General features: G+C 58.7%; 15 protein-coding genes. 11 read left to right on the top strand and 4 right to left on the bottom strand.

Annotated features, from left to right (window positions below; translation table 11 throughout):
• Position 1 precedes the first annotated feature (1 nt).
• From ABIE13_RS13565 to ABIE13_RS13590, 6 genes are all read left to right on the top strand, one after another.
• Positions 2-1,225 carry an acyl-CoA dehydrogenase family protein gene (locus tag ABIE13_RS13565; protein ID WP_354444240.1) on the top strand — a complete coding sequence of 408 codons (1,224 nt, stop codon included), beginning with the start codon at positions 2-4 and terminating at the stop codon, positions 1,223-1,225.
• Complete coding sequence (locus ABIE13_RS13570; protein WP_354444242.1) at positions 1,222-2,403, top strand: CaiB/BaiF CoA transferase family protein; 1,182 nt, start codon at positions 1,222-1,224, stop codon at positions 2,401-2,403. The genes ABIE13_RS13565 and ABIE13_RS13570 overlap by 4 nt, the downstream gene beginning before the upstream one ends.
• Positions 2,400-3,287: a MaoC/PaaZ C-terminal domain-containing protein gene (locus ABIE13_RS13575; protein ID WP_354444244.1), complete on the top strand. Its 888-nt coding sequence runs from the start codon at positions 2,400-2,402 to the stop codon at positions 3,285-3,287. The genes ABIE13_RS13570 and ABIE13_RS13575 overlap by 4 nt, the downstream gene beginning before the upstream one ends.
• Positions 3,288-3,331: 44 nt before the next feature.
• Positions 3,332-4,480: a CaiB/BaiF CoA transferase family protein gene (locus ABIE13_RS13580; protein ID WP_354444246.1), complete on the top strand. Its 1,149-nt coding sequence runs from the start codon at positions 3,332-3,334 to the stop codon at positions 4,478-4,480.
• Between the two features lie 55 nt (positions 4,481-4,535).
• Positions 4,536-4,964: a PaaI family thioesterase gene (locus tag ABIE13_RS13585; RefSeq protein WP_354444248.1), complete on the top strand. Its 429-nt coding sequence runs from the start codon at positions 4,536-4,538 to the stop codon at positions 4,962-4,964.
• 148 nt (positions 4,965-5,112) lie between these two features.
• Positions 5,113-5,622 carry a GNAT family N-acetyltransferase gene (locus ABIE13_RS13590; RefSeq protein WP_354444250.1) on the top strand — a complete coding sequence of 170 codons (510 nt, stop codon included), beginning with the start codon at positions 5,113-5,115 and terminating at the stop codon, positions 5,620-5,622.
• Between the two features lie 64 nt (positions 5,623-5,686).
• Here the strand turns inward: ABIE13_RS13590 and ABIE13_RS13595 are convergent, their stop codons facing one another.
• The gene (locus tag ABIE13_RS13595) at positions 5,687-6,775 is read right to left on the bottom strand and encodes a GlxA family transcriptional regulator (RefSeq protein WP_354444252.1); all 1,089 of its coding nucleotides are present in this window, start codon (positions 6,773-6,775) and stop codon (positions 5,687-5,689) included.
• Between the two features lie 54 nt (positions 6,776-6,829).
• On the opposite strand from ABIE13_RS13595, the gene ABIE13_RS13600 reads away from it, so the two are divergent.
• Both ABIE13_RS13600 and ABIE13_RS13605 read left to right on the top strand, forming a co-directional pair.
• Positions 6,830-7,573, top strand: coding sequence for an SDR family oxidoreductase (locus ABIE13_RS13600; RefSeq protein ID WP_354444254.1), 744 nt, complete (start codon positions 6,830-6,832; stop codon positions 7,571-7,573).
• On the top strand, positions 7,570-8,547 hold the full coding sequence (locus tag ABIE13_RS13605) for a bestrophin family protein (RefSeq protein WP_354444256.1): 978 nt from the start codon (positions 7,570-7,572) through the stop codon (positions 8,545-8,547). The genes ABIE13_RS13600 and ABIE13_RS13605 overlap by 4 nt, the downstream gene beginning before the upstream one ends.
• Positions 8,548-8,743: 196 nt before the next feature.
• On the opposite strand, the gene ABIE13_RS13610 is transcribed toward ABIE13_RS13605, so the two are convergent.
• Complete coding sequence (locus ABIE13_RS13610; RefSeq protein ID WP_354444258.1) at positions 8,744-9,274, bottom strand: GNAT family N-acetyltransferase; 531 nt, start codon at positions 9,272-9,274, stop codon at positions 8,744-8,746.
• Positions 9,275-9,498: 224 nt separating this feature from the next.
• On the opposite strand from ABIE13_RS13610, the gene ABIE13_RS13615 reads away from it, so the two are divergent.
• Entirely contained in the window at positions 9,499-11,553 is a 2,055-nt protein-coding gene (locus tag ABIE13_RS13615; protein WP_354444260.1) for a PhoX family protein, read from the top strand.
• A 153-nt stretch (positions 11,554-11,706) separates the two neighbouring features.
• Here the strand turns inward: ABIE13_RS13615 and ABIE13_RS13620 are convergent, their stop codons facing one another.
• Positions 11,707-12,483 carry an enoyl-CoA hydratase/isomerase family protein gene (locus tag ABIE13_RS13620; RefSeq protein ID WP_354444262.1) on the bottom strand — a complete coding sequence of 259 codons (777 nt, stop codon included), beginning with the start codon at positions 12,481-12,483 and terminating at the stop codon, positions 11,707-11,709.
• Between the two features lie 222 nt (positions 12,484-12,705).
• Between ABIE13_RS13620 and ABIE13_RS13625 the strand changes: the two genes are divergently transcribed.
• Together ABIE13_RS13625 and ABIE13_RS13630 are read left to right on the top strand one after the other, a co-directional pair.
• The gene (locus ABIE13_RS13625; RefSeq protein ID WP_354444263.1) at positions 12,706-13,194 is read left to right on the top strand and encodes a RidA family protein; all 489 of its coding nucleotides are present in this window, start codon (positions 12,706-12,708) and stop codon (positions 13,192-13,194) included.
• Positions 13,195-13,230: 36 nt separating this feature from the next.
• Positions 13,231-13,770, top strand: coding sequence for a phospholipase D family protein (locus tag ABIE13_RS13630; protein WP_354444265.1), 540 nt, complete (start codon positions 13,231-13,233; stop codon positions 13,768-13,770).
• A 43-nt stretch (positions 13,771-13,813) separates the two neighbouring features.
• On the opposite strand, the gene ABIE13_RS13635 is transcribed toward ABIE13_RS13630, so the two are convergent.
• Positions 13,814-14,950 carry a zinc-binding dehydrogenase gene (locus ABIE13_RS13635; protein WP_354444267.1) on the bottom strand — a complete coding sequence of 379 codons (1,137 nt, stop codon included), beginning with the start codon at positions 14,948-14,950 and terminating at the stop codon, positions 13,814-13,816.
• Positions 14,951-15,084 lie beyond the last annotated feature (134 nt).

Raw genomic sequence — 15,084 nt, forward strand, 5'->3', positions numbered from 1 at the left:
AATGACTCCTGACAACGATCCGCTGACGTCTCTCGACTGGCCCTTCCTGGAGCCAAAGCATCGGCTCCTTGCCCAGGAGCTGGAGACTTGGGCGCACAAGTTGCGCATTCCGCAACTTGAAGATCGGCAACCTTCGCGCGAGACCGTAGACAGCGTATGCAGGCAATTGGTCAAGGCGCTGGGTGACGCGGGTTTTCTGCGCCTTTGTGTAGATCTGGGCGATGGTTCGGAGTCCCCTTTAGACACTCGCTCGATCTGCGTTGCCCGCGAAATCCTCGCCCGGCACCATGCCCTCATGGACTTTGCCTTTGCAATGCAGGGACTGGGTTCGGGCGCCATCTCTCTCGTTGGAACTGCTGAACAACGGCGCCTGTACTTAAAAGACGTCGCAGCAGGAAAGCTCATCGCCGCATTCGCGTTGTCTGAGCCTTCCGCAGGATCCGACGTCGGAGCCATGCAGTGCACGGCGGAGCGCAGCGGCGAGCACTTTGTACTCAATGGTGAGAAAACCTGGATTTCCAACGGAGGTATCGCTGACTTCTATGTGGTCTTTGCCCGGATTCCGGGTAGCCAGCGATCCAGTGGAATTTCAGCGTTCATCGTCGATGCACAGACCCCGGGGCTCGAGGTCGCTGAACGCCTCGACGTCATTTCTCCACATCCTCTAGCGCGTCTCAGGTTCAAGAATTGCCAAGTGCCCAAGGCCCAGTTGCTGGGAGACGAGGGGAGCGGCTTCAAGCTGGCCATGCAGACCCTGGACATCTTTCGAACCTCAGTGGCGGCTGCGGCACTCGGCTTCGCTCGCAGCGCCATGCATGAAGCGGTTGGCCGAGCCAACTCGAGGCAAATCTTCGGCTCGACCCTGGGTTCGCTACAACTGGTTCAGTCCAAGATTGCACAGATGGCCTGCTCAGTGGATTCTTCGGCCCTTCAGGTCTACCGGGCTGCCTGGTCGAAAGACCAGGGAAGGCGCGTCACGCGAGAGGCGGCAATGGCTAAACTCATTGCCACCGAATCCGCCCAGGTCGTCATCGATCAGGCAGTGCAGATATTCGGAGGCGAGGGCGTCAAGGTGGGCTCCAAGGTCGAGCAGCTCTACAGGGACATCCGCGCACTTCGCATTTATGAAGGAGCTACGGAAGTGCAAGAAATCATCATCGGCACCGACGTGCTCAAGGCCGCCCAGCGCGCAAGTCAATCTTCTGCATTGGAGGTGCGAGCATGAGCGGCCCATTGACAGGCATCGTGGTGATCGATGCGTCGAACTTTGTGTTTGGCCCGGTCTCGACCCAATTGCTGGGTGACATGGGCGCAGATGTCATCAAGGTGGAGCCGCCCGAAGGAGATCCAACACGGGGAATCGGAGCCGGTAGAACAAAAGGCATGGGTTCGTTTTTTCTGAACCTGAACAGAAACAAGCGGAGTGTGGTCCTTGATCTCAAGTCGCCGGAAGGAGCCAGATCATTGCGCAAGCTGTTCGCGACGGCAGACGTCTTCGTTCACAACATGCGAAGCTCAGCGCTGCAAAAGTTGGGATTGACCTTTGAAGCATTGCATGCGGAGTTTCCCCGGCTTATTCACGCCTCGGCGCAGGGTTTTGGCGCGGGCGGCCCGTACTTCGACCGACCTGCATACGACGATGTCATACAAGGGCTGAGCGGTATAGCGGGTCTCAATGCCGCAGCCTTCGGGCAACCGGCGTACGCCCCCATGCTGCTGACAGACAAGCTGTGTGGCGTCTATCTCGCGCAGGCCATCACCGCCGCACTACTCTACCGGGAGCGCGAAGGCGTTGCGCAGAAGGTGGAAGTCCCCATGCTGGAGACTATGGCCTCGTTCAATCTGCTTGATCACCTGGCTGACGGCGTTCTGCAGCCGGAGCCTGGAGAGGCTACGAGTTGGAAGGGCTATGCCCGGGTATTCAATCCCAGCCATCGGCCACTTCACACCAAGGACGGGTATATCAGCATCATTGCCAATACGGATTCTCAATGGCGAAGGCTATTCCAGCTCATAGAAAAACCCGAGCTCTCGGATGACAAGCGATTCACGACCATAGGCGACCGCATGAAGCACGTCGGGGAGCTTTACACGCTCGTTGAGGAGGCACTGAGCGAGGGGACATCCGAAGAGTGGCTAGCAAAGCTCAGCGCAGTCGATGTGCCTTGTGGGCCGATCCACGACCTGAATGCCCTGCGCATGGATCCTCATCTTGCTCAGACCGGGTTCTTTCGCACCTTCCCGCATCCAAGCGAGGGAAATCTGGTCATGCCTGCACCTCCGATCGGCTTTTCTGCCTCACCAGCTTCGGTTCGCCTTGGACCGCCGAGACTCGGGGAACACAACGCAGAGATCAATCACTCAGCCGAAGTGCCTGCTAAGAAGACTGGAGAAAAGCCTTGACCGGCGAAGTTACTGCGCGTGCGGCCCCCAACTTGGACCTACTCAAGGCGAGAAATTTTCCGCCGGTGAGTCAGACTTTCGGCGAGCGCGATTGCATTCTCTATGCCTTGGGCCTTGGGATAGGAAACGATCCGTGCAACGTGGAGCAACTGCGATTCGTGCAGGGCACGAGGATTTCAGTACTGCCCACCATCGCCGCAGTACTGGCAAGCCCTGGTGAATGGATGCGGGATCCGTCTCTTGGGATCAAATGGGAACGCTTGGTCGCGCTTTCGCATCACCTGGAAATCCGTCGCCCCATCCCATCGGCGGGGACGGTCCATTCGCACGTGAAGGTCACCGATGTTTTCGACCGCGGGGAAAATCGTGGCGCGTTGATCCACTGGCAGCGGGAGTTGATCGATGCATCAACCCAAGAGTGCCTGGCAATCCTCAAAGGGCTGGCGCTTGCGCGCGAAAACGGCGGTTTTGGTGGACATGCACCACCTGTGGCCAAGCGCGAACCCGAACCAGCTGGGCCGCCGCAGGTCTGCTTTCGATGGAGCACGTTGCAGATGCAGGCGCTGATCTATCGCTTGTCCGGCGACCTCAATCCTTTGCACTCAGATCCTGAGGTTGCAAAGGCGGCCGGGTTCGAAAAGCCCATTCTCCATGGTCTGTGCAGCCTGGGCGTGGCTTGCTTCGCAATAGTGTCCAAAGTGTGCCGCGGCGATACGTCCGCACTCAAAGAGATATCCGCCCGCTACACGGGCGTGGTTTACCCGGGTGAGACCCTGGAAGTTCAGATCTGGCATGAAGGTCCGAACGTGCGCTTTCGTTGCCGCGTGGAAGAGCGAGATTCAGTGGTGCTGGAAGGTGGAACAGCGCAATGCCTCGTGTTGTAGTCGCGAAAGAAATTGCTTAGGTTTTTGAATATTTGGAGAAGAGCATGAGCTATCCCCTTAAAGGAATCACAGTCGTTGCAGTCGAGCAAGCAGCTGCTGCGCCCTATGCCTCAAGCCGTTTGGCTGATGCAGGCGCCAGGGTCATCAAGATCGAGCGACCCCAGGGTGACTTCGCACGAGGCTACGACAACGCAGTCAACGGCGATAGCACCTATTTCGTCTGGCTGAACCGGGGCAAGGAGTCGGTCGTCCTTGACTACACCAAGGAAGAAGACAGCGCCCTCTTGCAGCAAATCATCGCCGGCGCTGATGTGCTGATCCAGAACTTGGGCCCCGGGGCGGCGGCAAGAGCGGGATTTGGCTGGGAGGAAATGCGGCAACGCCATCCACGCCTTATTACATGCGACATCAGTGGCTACGGGGAAGGGGGCCCACGTTCGGACATGCGTGCATATGACTTGCTGGTACAAGCGGAGAGCGGTATCTGTTCAGTCACCGGCACGCCGGAGGCGCCGGGCCGCATTGGCATCTCGGCCTGTGACATTGGCACCGGCATGTATGCACACGCAGCCATTCTGGAGGCCTTGCTTGCACGAGAGCGAACAGGCGAGGGAAGCGCTATCCATTTGTCCTTGTTTGATGCCATGTGCGATTGGATGACAGTGCCGCTACTGCACTATGACTATGCCGGCACTGTATGGCCCAGGGTCGGCCTTGCTCATCCCACCATTGCTCCTTACGGTGCGTTCCCGGTGGGCGCAGAAGTAGGCCAATCGCGTGACGTCTTGATAGGCGTTCAAAACGACGGCGAGTGGAGCCGATTCGCAGCCAGGGTGCTCGAGCGGCCAGACCTGCTGGAACGCCCTGAGTTCGCCACCAACATGCTGAGAGTAAAGAACCGCGAGCAACTGGACGCCGAAATCAAGGTCGCGCTTGCGAAGATTTCCCCCGACGATCTATGCGTCAAGCTGCAGGCTGCGCAAGTAGCGTTTGCCGAGGTGAACGGAGTGAAGGAGCTGTCGTCGCACCCCCATCTGCGCAGGGCATCTGTATCGACCGTGCATGGGAATGCGGATATCGTGGCGCCCCCTGCCATCTTTCGGGGCGAGCCCAGGAAGCTGGGTCACGTTCCGAGCGTAGGGCAGCACAGCGCGGCCATTCGCGCTGAGTTCGGCGGACCGCAAAAACCATAGTGGTGGCGTCGCGGACCCATGTTTTGGCGAATCGATAAGTAAAAGGTTGTGGACGATGGACCTTGATGATTCCGCAGGCAGCCCCAAGGCTGCTCCCGAAGGATTTTCTGATTACCACGCCACAAGCGAATTCATGCGGCAGGTCGGCCCTGTCTATGCTCGTGTGGAGTCAGACAATACGGTTACTGTCGCCTTGTTTGTTCGGGCAAGCCACCTGAACTCCCATGCCGTTGCACACGGGGGCATGATTGCGACTGTCGTCGACAGTGCCCTGGGATTCAATGCATCGCGTATCGCTGGTGTGCCTACCGTCACGGCTAATCTGAGTATCACCTACCTTAGCGGGGCCAAGGAGGGGGATTGGCTAGAGCTTGCTGTACAGATCAATCGGTCCGGGCAGCGACTTGTTTTTCTCAGCTGCACAGGGCGCGTTGGCCACAAGACGATCGTCAAGGCTGACGCCGTCTTTGCTGTAAAAAAATAGACGGTAGTTGTCGGCTGGCCCTTCAGCATCTCGGTTCTTCGCGGTTTGAAAAAAGGTGCTGTGCGCCTGGTGCGCTCCCTCGAGTGCGGAGTCGATATCATGAGCTGAGCGTTGTCCAGGGTGAACCAAGCTTCTTGAATCGATCGCCATGCTAGAAATCGCGCTAGTGAACCTTGAATTAGCCCCCAGCTGGAGTGCGGCGGATCGTAGCTTTCTTGTCGAATACTCTGCCAATCCCAGGCTTGAGCGGGGGCACCTGTTACTGGATCCCATACCAGTCGATCCGTACGTCAAAACCTACTCTGTGGATGCCCATCAAGAGGCAGAGTGCCATGTTGCACTTGTTGATGGCAAGGTTGCAGGTGAGTTGCGATGCGGGCCGTATTGGAATGGTTACCTCTATGTGCACGACCTTGTCGTGGGGGTGGGTTATCGCCGGCAGGGGGTCGGAGAAGCCCTTGTAAGACACTCCATTCGAAGAGCCAACACCATGGCACTACAGGGCGTGATGTTGGAAACGCAAAATACCAACTGGCCTGCGTGCTGTCTCTATGAGCGCTGCGGCTTCCAACTTGGCGGTTTCGATAAACTTCTCTACAAGGCTCTGGAACCCAGCTCTACAGAGCTTGCCTTGTTCTGGTATTGGACCCCGAACTGATACATAGAGTGATTGGTCCGGCCTCGGACAACTGCCTTGGAGATGGCCGCTTCGTCATAGATGGTCATTCTCTCTGGACGGTGAGTGTTTTCGGCGTCAGGGAGGCCGCAAACCGCCGCCGGTAGTCGCGGGGCGCCACGCCCAGATGTCTGCGGAAGTTCACGCGCATCCGTTCCTCATCGCCAAAGCCACACAGCCTCGCAATCTGATCGATATTGCGGGTGGAATCTTCGAGCAGCCGTTTGGCTGCCTCAAGCCGGAATAGCTCCACCGCCTTGGCTGGTGTTCGCCCGGTCTTTTGTTTGTAGACCCGTGCAAAATTGCGTGGGCTCATGCGGGCCTGCTCGGCCAACTGCTCCACACCAAGGTCGCTGCGCTCAAGGTTGTCAGCGATCCAGAGGTTGAGTTCATCAAACATCGCTGCTGAGTCTTCGGTCTGGGACCGCAACATGCCGCTGAACTGCGACTGGCCACCCGGACGTTTGAGGTAGACCACCAGTTCACGTGCCACCTCCATCGCCACGTCGTGGCCGCAATCGGCCTCGACCAACGCCATCGCCAGATCGATGCCGGCGGTTACACCGGCCGAAGTCCACACTGCGCCCTGCTGCACGAAGATGGCATCGCGGTCGATCTGCACCGTTGGAAAGCGATCGCGCATCATGTCGAACAGCAACCAGTGTGTAGTGGCGCGCTTCTGATCGAGCAGGCCCGCGGAGGCCAACAGAAAAGCCCCACTGCACACAGATGCCGTGCGACGCGTCTTGACGGCTGCGCGTTTGAGCCACTGGACCAGCGGCGCCGCGTCTTCGAGCACCTGTGCCATGTGCGGCGAGCCGGGCACCACGAGTGTGTCCACGGTCGACGCACGATATTTCTCAAGCGCATCGGTCTGCAGCACCAAGCCTTCGGCGCTGCGCACCAAGCCGCCCCCCAAGCTGGCAGTGCAACGCTCGTAGCCCGGAAGGCCACGGGCTTGCATCGCCTTGCTTGCGCACCAGAACACGGTCTGCGCTCCGGTCAGGTCGAGCAGGCCGACCTCCGGGAAGGCGATGAACAGCACACGCTTCGGGCGAGTGCTGCGAGGAGATGGTCGGGGCGTCAACCTCGGCTTGGCGATCGTGTTTGGCAGTATTTCAGGGTTCTTTGTCATTTCAGCCAAATTGTTTCATATCTACCATCGACACATCAACACAAGGCATTGACCATGAAAATCGTCGTCATTGGAGGCACCGGCCTCATAGGAAGCAAAGTCATCACACTGTTGCGGCAACGTGGGCATGAGGCTGTGGCGGCCTCGCCCAACACAGGCGTCAACACCCTCACAGGTGAGGGCTTGGCCGCCGCACTAGCGGGCGCGCAGGTGGTTGTCGACGTGGCCAATTCACCCTCATTCGAAGACGCCGCCGTCATGAACTTCTTCCAGACCTCGGGCCGCAACCTGCTCGCTGCCGAGGTGGCTGCCGGCGTGCAGCATCATGTGGCGCTCTCGGTGGTGGGCACTGAGCGGTTGCAGGGCAGTGGCTACTTTCGCGCCAAACTCGTGCAGGAGCAGCTCATTGAAGCCTCCGGCCAGCCATACACCATCGTGCGGGCCACGCAGTTCATGGAGTTCCTGCCTGCGATCGCTCAGTCGGGCGTTGTTGGCGACGTCGTACGTTTGCCATCCGCGCACGTGCAGCCAATTGCTGCGCAGGACGTGGCCATCGCCGTAGCCGACTGCACATTGGGCGCACCGGTCAACGGCAAGGTCGAAGTCGGTGGTCCTGAGCGTGCTGGAATGGCGGCGATGGTCGAGCGTTACCTTCGTGTCACGGGCGACACGCGTGCCGTGGTGGCTGATCCTGCGGCGTTGTACTTCGGCCAGGAGATAGTCGATGCTTCGCTCACCACGGCTGCCGATGCCCGGATTGGCCCGACCAGCCTCGACGCCTGGTTGGCTACCCGATGAACGTCGGCCGCTCATACCGGCTGCGCGAGTTTTTCGTCTGGACTCGGCGCGAGATCTACCTGCTGCTGGCGTTGGCCATCGTGCCTGTCAGCCTCTACGAATTGGCGGGCTGGCACTGGTTGTCCATCCCGTGGACGGTGGTGGCGCTCATCGGTACGGCCACCGTGCTGATCGTGAGCTTCAACAACACCCAAACCTACGCGCGTACGGTAGAGGCGCAACAGGTCTGGACGGCGATCCGGAGCAGCAGCAAGGCCTGGGGTTTGATGAGCCGAGATTACGTGCGCAACCCGGACGCCACCCGCGAGCTTGTCAACCGGCACATCGCCTGGGTGACGGCGCTGCGCTACCAGATGCGAAGGCAGCGCGCCTGGGAAAGCACCTCCCGGAGCACCAATGCCGAATACCAGACGAATTACAGCGTGCCTGAACACGAAAGCCCTCTGGAGACCGAACTGGCCCGCTACATCCAGGGTGATGCGCTTGCTGCCGTGCTGGCCTCGCGCAGCAAGCCGACGCTGCTCATGTCACAGCAGAGCGAGGCGATCCGCAATATGTTCGCTCGCGGCGAAATCGTCATCAATTTCTTTATTGAGATGGAAAAAGGAATCAAGGAACTGCTCGATCACCAAGGCCGCAGCGAGCGGCTGAAGAACTTCCCCTATCCTCGGCAGTACGCCATCGTCAATGCCTTGTTCATCCGCTTGTTCTGCATTCTCTTGCCGTTCGGCTTGCTCAAGGAGTTCGATGCACTGCACCGGGTGTGGCTGGTGGTTCCGTTCAGTGTGCTGATCTCATGGATGTACACCTCGCTGCTACAGGTCGGCGAGAGCACCGAAAATCCGTTCGAAGGAGGCGCCAACGACGTTCCCATTGCACAGATTGCGCGAATGGTCGAAGTCGAACTGCGCACACTGCTAGGCGATGTCGACGTGCCACCTCTGCTGCAACCCAAGAACAACATCATTCTTTGATAGTAAGAGCGCGTCGGCAGGGTTTTGAACACAGTCCCTAGCCCTTTAGCTGTGAAGCCATGCCACCGTGCTGTGTTAGCTGGCTCATCGACAACATCCTCAAAGGCTTGCGCCGCTTTGGCTAACCTGCATTGGCGCGGCATCTGCTTGAAGTCCCTGCGGTTCACCGTGGGGCAACAAGCTGAGTCCGCAAGCGTCATGCAGTCGCTGCTGTCTCCCCAAGAGCCAAGGTCATGTGCTGGCCGTCGTAATACTGGCCATTCAAGAAAACAGCCTTTGGTTCTACACCGTAAGGGGTAAATCCAAAACCCTCGTACAAGGCCACGGCGGGCACATTCGGGATGTAGACCATCAAGTTGATTCTTTGGAGGGCGTTGTTCCTCCCATGCTCAATGGCCCGCCCCACAACCATGCGCGCGATCCCCTGGCCTCGATGGTTTGGTGCCACGAATGTCCCCCACAGCAAGGCCTTGTGCCTCGAAGACTCAAACCTGCTGGTCCAGGCGAGAGCAGCACAGCCTTGCAACACACCATCCACAAAAGCGCCGAACGCCGCATTGGGCGCTGGTGATGAGAGCTGATCCCGAAATCCTTCTAGAGGTCTTGTCAGTTCCTCGTCCATGCTGAGTCCCATAGGGACGGGGTTATCTGCCGTGACTGCCCGGCGCAAGGCGGAAAACTCTTCAGCGTCTTTCGCTTCCAGTGGTCGTATTTCCACTTTGCCCACAGCCTTGCTCCGTTCATTGTGATGGGGATGATTCTTTGGAAGAGCATGGTACCTACATGCAACCCAAGTTGAAAGGGTGCAGACCCATCAGGCCTGTAATCCTCAACGCAAACCGCAGCCAGGCATTGCGTCGTTGTACTGACTTTTGACTGACTTCATTTCGTCATATACGGCTCCTAGACTACGTTCGTCCGACAAGTAGCAGACTTTAAAAAGTACCCACAATGAGCAAACACATTACGAGCAATGCCGTCAGTAACGCAAGCGGCAACGAACCTTTCAGCAGCATTCTTGAAAAGACCTTGTCACGCCGCACACTCGCCCGGGGTGGTCTGGGAGCTGCGTTGGCAGTGCTGTCTGGCGTCAGCCTCAGCGCTTGTGGTGGCGGTGGTGATGATGACACGCCCACTCCTGATCCCAAGTTGACACTTGGCTTCCAATCCTTGCCTGTGTCGATGACTGATGGCTGCGTGGTTCCTGCTGGCTACATCGCTCACGTGCTGGCACCTTGGGGCACTCCTTTCGACGACAACGCAGCTCCCTGGGATCGCGGCGGCAATAACAGCTCCAACGACCTGCTCCACTCAGCGGGCATGCACCATGACGGCATGCATTACTTTCCTTTGGAAGGTAGCTCCACTGAAGGCTTGCTCGCCATCAACTATGAGTACATCGACGAGAAAGCGCTGCACCCCAATGGCCCCACCACGGTGGATGGCAAGCGGCCAGCAGAGGAAGTCCGCAAGGAAATCAATGCCCACGGCGCTGGTGTGATCCACATACGCAAGGCCGATGGCAAGTGGAACGTGGTCAAGAACTCCAGGTACAACCGTCGCTTCACTTCCGCCACGCCCATGAGCCTGGCTGGCCCGTTGCGTGGTACTGCCTCGGTCATAACGCCTTACTCGCCTAACGGCACGTTGGTACGGGGCACCAACAACAACTGCGGTAACGGCTTCACGCCTTGGGGTACCTACCTCACGGCCGAAGAGAACTGGTATGCATGCTTCGTCAACAAAGCGCCTGCAGCCGATCGTCCAAAGAGCCAGGTTCGCATGGAAATTCCTTCGACCTCTGGCCGCTACAAGTGGGAAACCGCTGCAGGCGACGCGACTGAGGTGCAAGGTGAGTTTGCGCGTTTCGACATCACGCCCACTGGCGCGGATGCCACCCAGGACTGGCGCAATGAAGCCAATGCTTTCGGCTACCTGGTTGAGATTGATCCTTACGACCCCACTAGCATTGCCACCAAGCGCACAGCGCTGGGCCGTTTCTCGCACGAGGGTGCCAACTACGCCAATCCGGTTGCAGGCAAGCCACTGGCTTTCTACAGTGGCGACGACAAGCGTTTCGAATACATCTACCGCTTTGTGTCCGAAGCCGTATGGGATCCTTCGGATGCCAATCGTACCAACCGCCTGGCCGTGGGCGCCAAGTACATGGACAAAGGCACGCTGTATGTGGCACGCTTTGGTGCCGATGGTTCAGGTGAGTGGTTGCCATTGAACGAATCTGCCAAGGGCAAAGATGGTCGTACCCTGCTGGAAGAGTTCGGTAGTCTGGAAGCCATTCTGCTCAACACACGCGGTGCTGCGGACTTCGTAGGCGCCACGCCTATGGACCGCCCTGAGTGGACCATGACGCATCCCGTCAATGGTGACGTCTACGTAACTCTCACCAACAACACCAGCCGCAATGCCGCTGCGGGTACCAATGCGCCCAACCCACGTTTGAACAACGCCAATGGACACATTGTGCGCTGGCACGACGAACCCAACTCGAACAAGTTCCGCTGGGACATTTTCGTGTTCGGCTCAAGCGCCGGCGCTGCCGCCGATGTCAACCGCTCTGGCCTGACCGCTGCCAACCAGTTTGCCAGCCCAGATGGTTTGGGCATCGACCCGCGCGGCATCATGTGGATTCTGACCGACAACGGTATTGACGGTGGCCGTAACAACGATGTGGCCAAGACTACCAACGACCAGATCCTGGCGGTCATTCCCGGCGCATTGGCAGATTCCACTGGCGTGGGCCCTGCCATCAACAAGGACAATCAGAGCGACCTGCGCCGCTTCTTCGTGGGCCCGAATGAAGCTGAGATCACTGGCTTTGCGTTCACACCGGACTTGAAGTCGGTGTTCGTCAACATCCAGCACCCAGTGAACTGGCCTGCCTACGATACGGAGGACGCGACCAAAGCGAATGCTGGCGACAAAGTGCGCCCGCGTTCCTCCACCGTGGTTATTCAGAAAGCTGACGGCAGCGCTATCGGCGTGTAATTCAGGCGCTCCTTCTGGAGCCGTGGCGAGCAGTCCGTTCACTCGAGCTGTCTCGTTGATCAAGGGCTACGCATGAATTGTGCGTAGCCCTTGATTCGTTCGGAAGGTGGTGGCAGATACGAACCCCGCGGCGACCAACCGAGTCCGGTGCTTTCAACGGCCCTGGAACTTGGGTGGGCGCTTCTCGGCAAATGCGCGACGACCTTCAATCCTGTCTTCCGTATTGCGCAAATTGCCGAAGGCTTGCTGCTCCAGCTCAAGGCCCGCAGCAAGAGACAACTCGCCACCGACTTGCGCCAGCTTCTTCGCAGCCACCACTGCCAACGGGGCGTTCGCTGCGATCCGGGTCGCAAGGGTGCGCGCTGCTGTCAAGAGATCCCCAGGCTCGACCACTCGGCTGACCAGACCAATACGCAGGGCTTCCTGGGCGTCCAGGCGCTCGCCACTCAAAAGCATCAGCATGGCGTCCGACTGTCCCACGGCTCGTACGATGCGCTGCGTTCCACCGCCTGCAGGAATGCTGCCCACGCACACTTCAGGAAAGCCGAACACGGCGTGACGGGAGGCCAGCCGTATGTCGCAGAGCATGGCCAGTTCCAACCCGCCACCGAGCGCAAGTCCGTTGATCGCTGCAATCATGGGCTTGGGAGTTTGCAATGCGGAAATGGGTACTCTGGCCGCGTGAGTTCCGAAATGCAATTCGGCGAAGCTCTCGGGCGGAGGCATGGTCTTTTTTAAATCGACGCCCGCACAGAACGCGCGTTCACCAGATCCGATGAGAATGCCTACGCGGACATCCTGGCGGTTGGTTATTTCACTCCAGGCGCTGTGCAACTGCTCGGCGGACTCAGGGTCGATGGCGTTCATCGCTTCCGGGCGGTCAAGGGTCACGGTGGCGATGTGGTCGCGTATTTCCAAGGTGATGGGCATGGGTGCAATCCTTCAAAAAGTGCCAGCCGTGCGTGAGAATCTGACACAACACCCGTGTGTGCCGAGTCTCAAGCAACCGCCATGATCTCAAGGATTGTGCCGTGATATCGATGCCTTCAGCTTTCGATCAGATCGAGAACTTGTCATAAGCTTGCAGTGTTGGCGCACCTCCGATCTATCCGGCGTGACTGCCTGTTCGGTCAAAAATATTTCTATAGAGCCATGTCCTCAGACCATCGCTTTGAAACGCAAGCCCATGCGCTCGGCTTTCCGCTGTCCGCTCCTATAAAAATAGGCGGGAACTACACCCCTGCGCTGCGAGATGGTGACCTCATCTACGTCAGCGGCCAAATACCTCGCATGGGTGACTCTATCGCCGTAGTAGGTGCTGCGGGTGCCGAAGCGTCATTTGAACAAGCTTGTTTTGCGGCGCAGATCAGCACCCTGCGAGCACTTGCCTTGGTCAAGCAGGTCTGCGGCTCCCTTGACCATGTGCGCAGCGTTCCTCGTATGAGCGTGTTCATACGTTCAGCGTTGACATTCACTCAGCACAGCGAGGTGGCAGATGCAGCCTCCGATCTGTTGCGCACTGTCCTCGGTCCGAATTCCGCACACGCGCGTACGTCGGTGGGTGTGTTGCAACTACCCAAGGGGGCCACGGTGGAACTCGACTTCACTTTCAAGGTGGCCGAGCAACTGAGCGGCGCTTGAAACCAGCAATAATTAACCTGCTGTCAGGAGTCAAGCATGTCGCCTATTCGACGTTTCACCATTGCAGGCTTTCTTTGCGTTCCCGTCTGGCTCCACGCGGAGCCTAGCGTGCAGGTGGGGTTTTCTCCAGAAGGATCTGCTCGCAAGCTGGTCATGGAAGTCATTGAAGGTGCGCAGAATAGCATTCAGATGCAGGCCTATTCATTTCGGTCGCCAGATATCGCGCAGGCACTGGTCAGGGCACAGAGCAGAGGTGTTGAGGTGCGCATCGTCGTGGACAAGAAACGCAACCAGAACAAGACCAGCAAGTCAGTAATGGACTTCGTCAGCAGCCAAGGCGTGCAGGTGAGGACCAACCATCACTTCAATCTCCACCACGACAAAGTCATCATCGTGGATGGCCACACGGTTGAAACCGGGTCGTTCAATTTTGCACCGTCTGCAGAGAAGGCCAATTCCGAAAACGTGGTGGTCATGCGGGGCATGCCAGACGTGGCCAATCAATACCTCAAGCATTGGCAGTCACGCTGGGACCTCGGCCAAGCCTATGCTGTCTCTGTCCAGGAGGCCAGGTAGGGCCGAGGGGCACAGGACGCAGGCCCCTCTCGGACAATGGCGCTTACAGCGAAGGGTCTATCAGCACCTTGGCACCCGTGTTGCGAGCGCCGTAGAACGCGATGGTGTCTGCATCCAGCGCCCCGGCCAGAGAGACCGTGTGTGCGTAATGACTGGCAAAGGTAGTCTTCAATTCAGCCGCCACGCGCTCTCGCAGCTTCTGTGCGGCTTCATTTCCGATCTTCTGAAGGAAGGGAAACAGCAGCCAGCCTCCCATGCTCCAGGCCAGGCCAAAGGTGCGTTGGAATTCGATCGGACGGGAGTCTAGCTGCCCGTACAGGTAAACCTGCTTGTGAACGTTCGATCCGTAGCGGTTGTACTCTTTGGCATTGCGGTTGATGGCGTTTTCCATGCATTGCAGGATCTGGCCTGCCAGAGGGCCCCCACCAGTGGCGTCGAACGCCATCGTGGCACCTGTGGCCTCCAAGGCATTGGTCAGGTCAGCGAGGAAATCGGGCGCACTGCTATCGCACACGTACTTGGCGCCCAGCTCGCGCAGCAATTGCGCTTGCTCGGGCTTACGAACGATATTGACCAGGCCAATGCCGTCCTTCTGGCAGATCTTGTTGAGCATTTGCCCCAGGTTGCTGGCAGCCGCAGTATGAACCAGGGCGGTGTGCCCCTCTCGTTTCATCGTCTCGACCATTCCCAGCGAGGTCAAGGGATTGACGAAGCACGAGGCGCCTTCCGCCGCAGTGGTGCCTGCGGGCAGGGGCAGGCACTGTGCAGCCGGCATGACGCGGTACTGTGTGTACATGGCGCCCCCAATGGCAGCGACGGTGCGCCCAAGCAGCGCTTGTGCGGCTGGAGAAGAGCCTGCTGCGACCACCAAACCGGCACCTTCATTGCCCACAGGCATGCTTTCGCCTACGCGAGGGGCCAGGCGCGGCATGGCCTGTGCGGGCATGCGCAGTGTGGCCACCGGCCTGTCGGCGCTGCCTGAGACCTCAATTCTGGCCAGCTCGGCCGGGCCCAGGAGAAGACCAATATCCGACGGGTTGATCGGGGCGGCTTGCATTTGTATGAGCACGTCATCCGGTCCCGGGGTGGGCACGGGAACGGATTCAAGGCTGAGTTGCAAGCTACCGTCAGCCTGTACGAGGGATCTGAGCTCCAGAGCGGAGGAGGGGAGGGTGGTCATGACGGACTCTCGGTAAGTTGGGGGCCGCTCCAAGCGGGCGGATACAGCCGCGGGCTTGGAAAGCTCTGCAAGCCACACGAAGCTTTCATTGTCAGTCAGCGGCCCGCATGTTGCTTAAGCGCTGTGCATCAACA

Origin of the sequence: Ottowia thiooxydans, assembly GCF_040548795.1 — a bacterium.
Lineage (GTDB): Bacteria > Pseudomonadota > Gammaproteobacteria > Burkholderiales > Burkholderiaceae_C > Ottowia > Ottowia thiooxydans_A.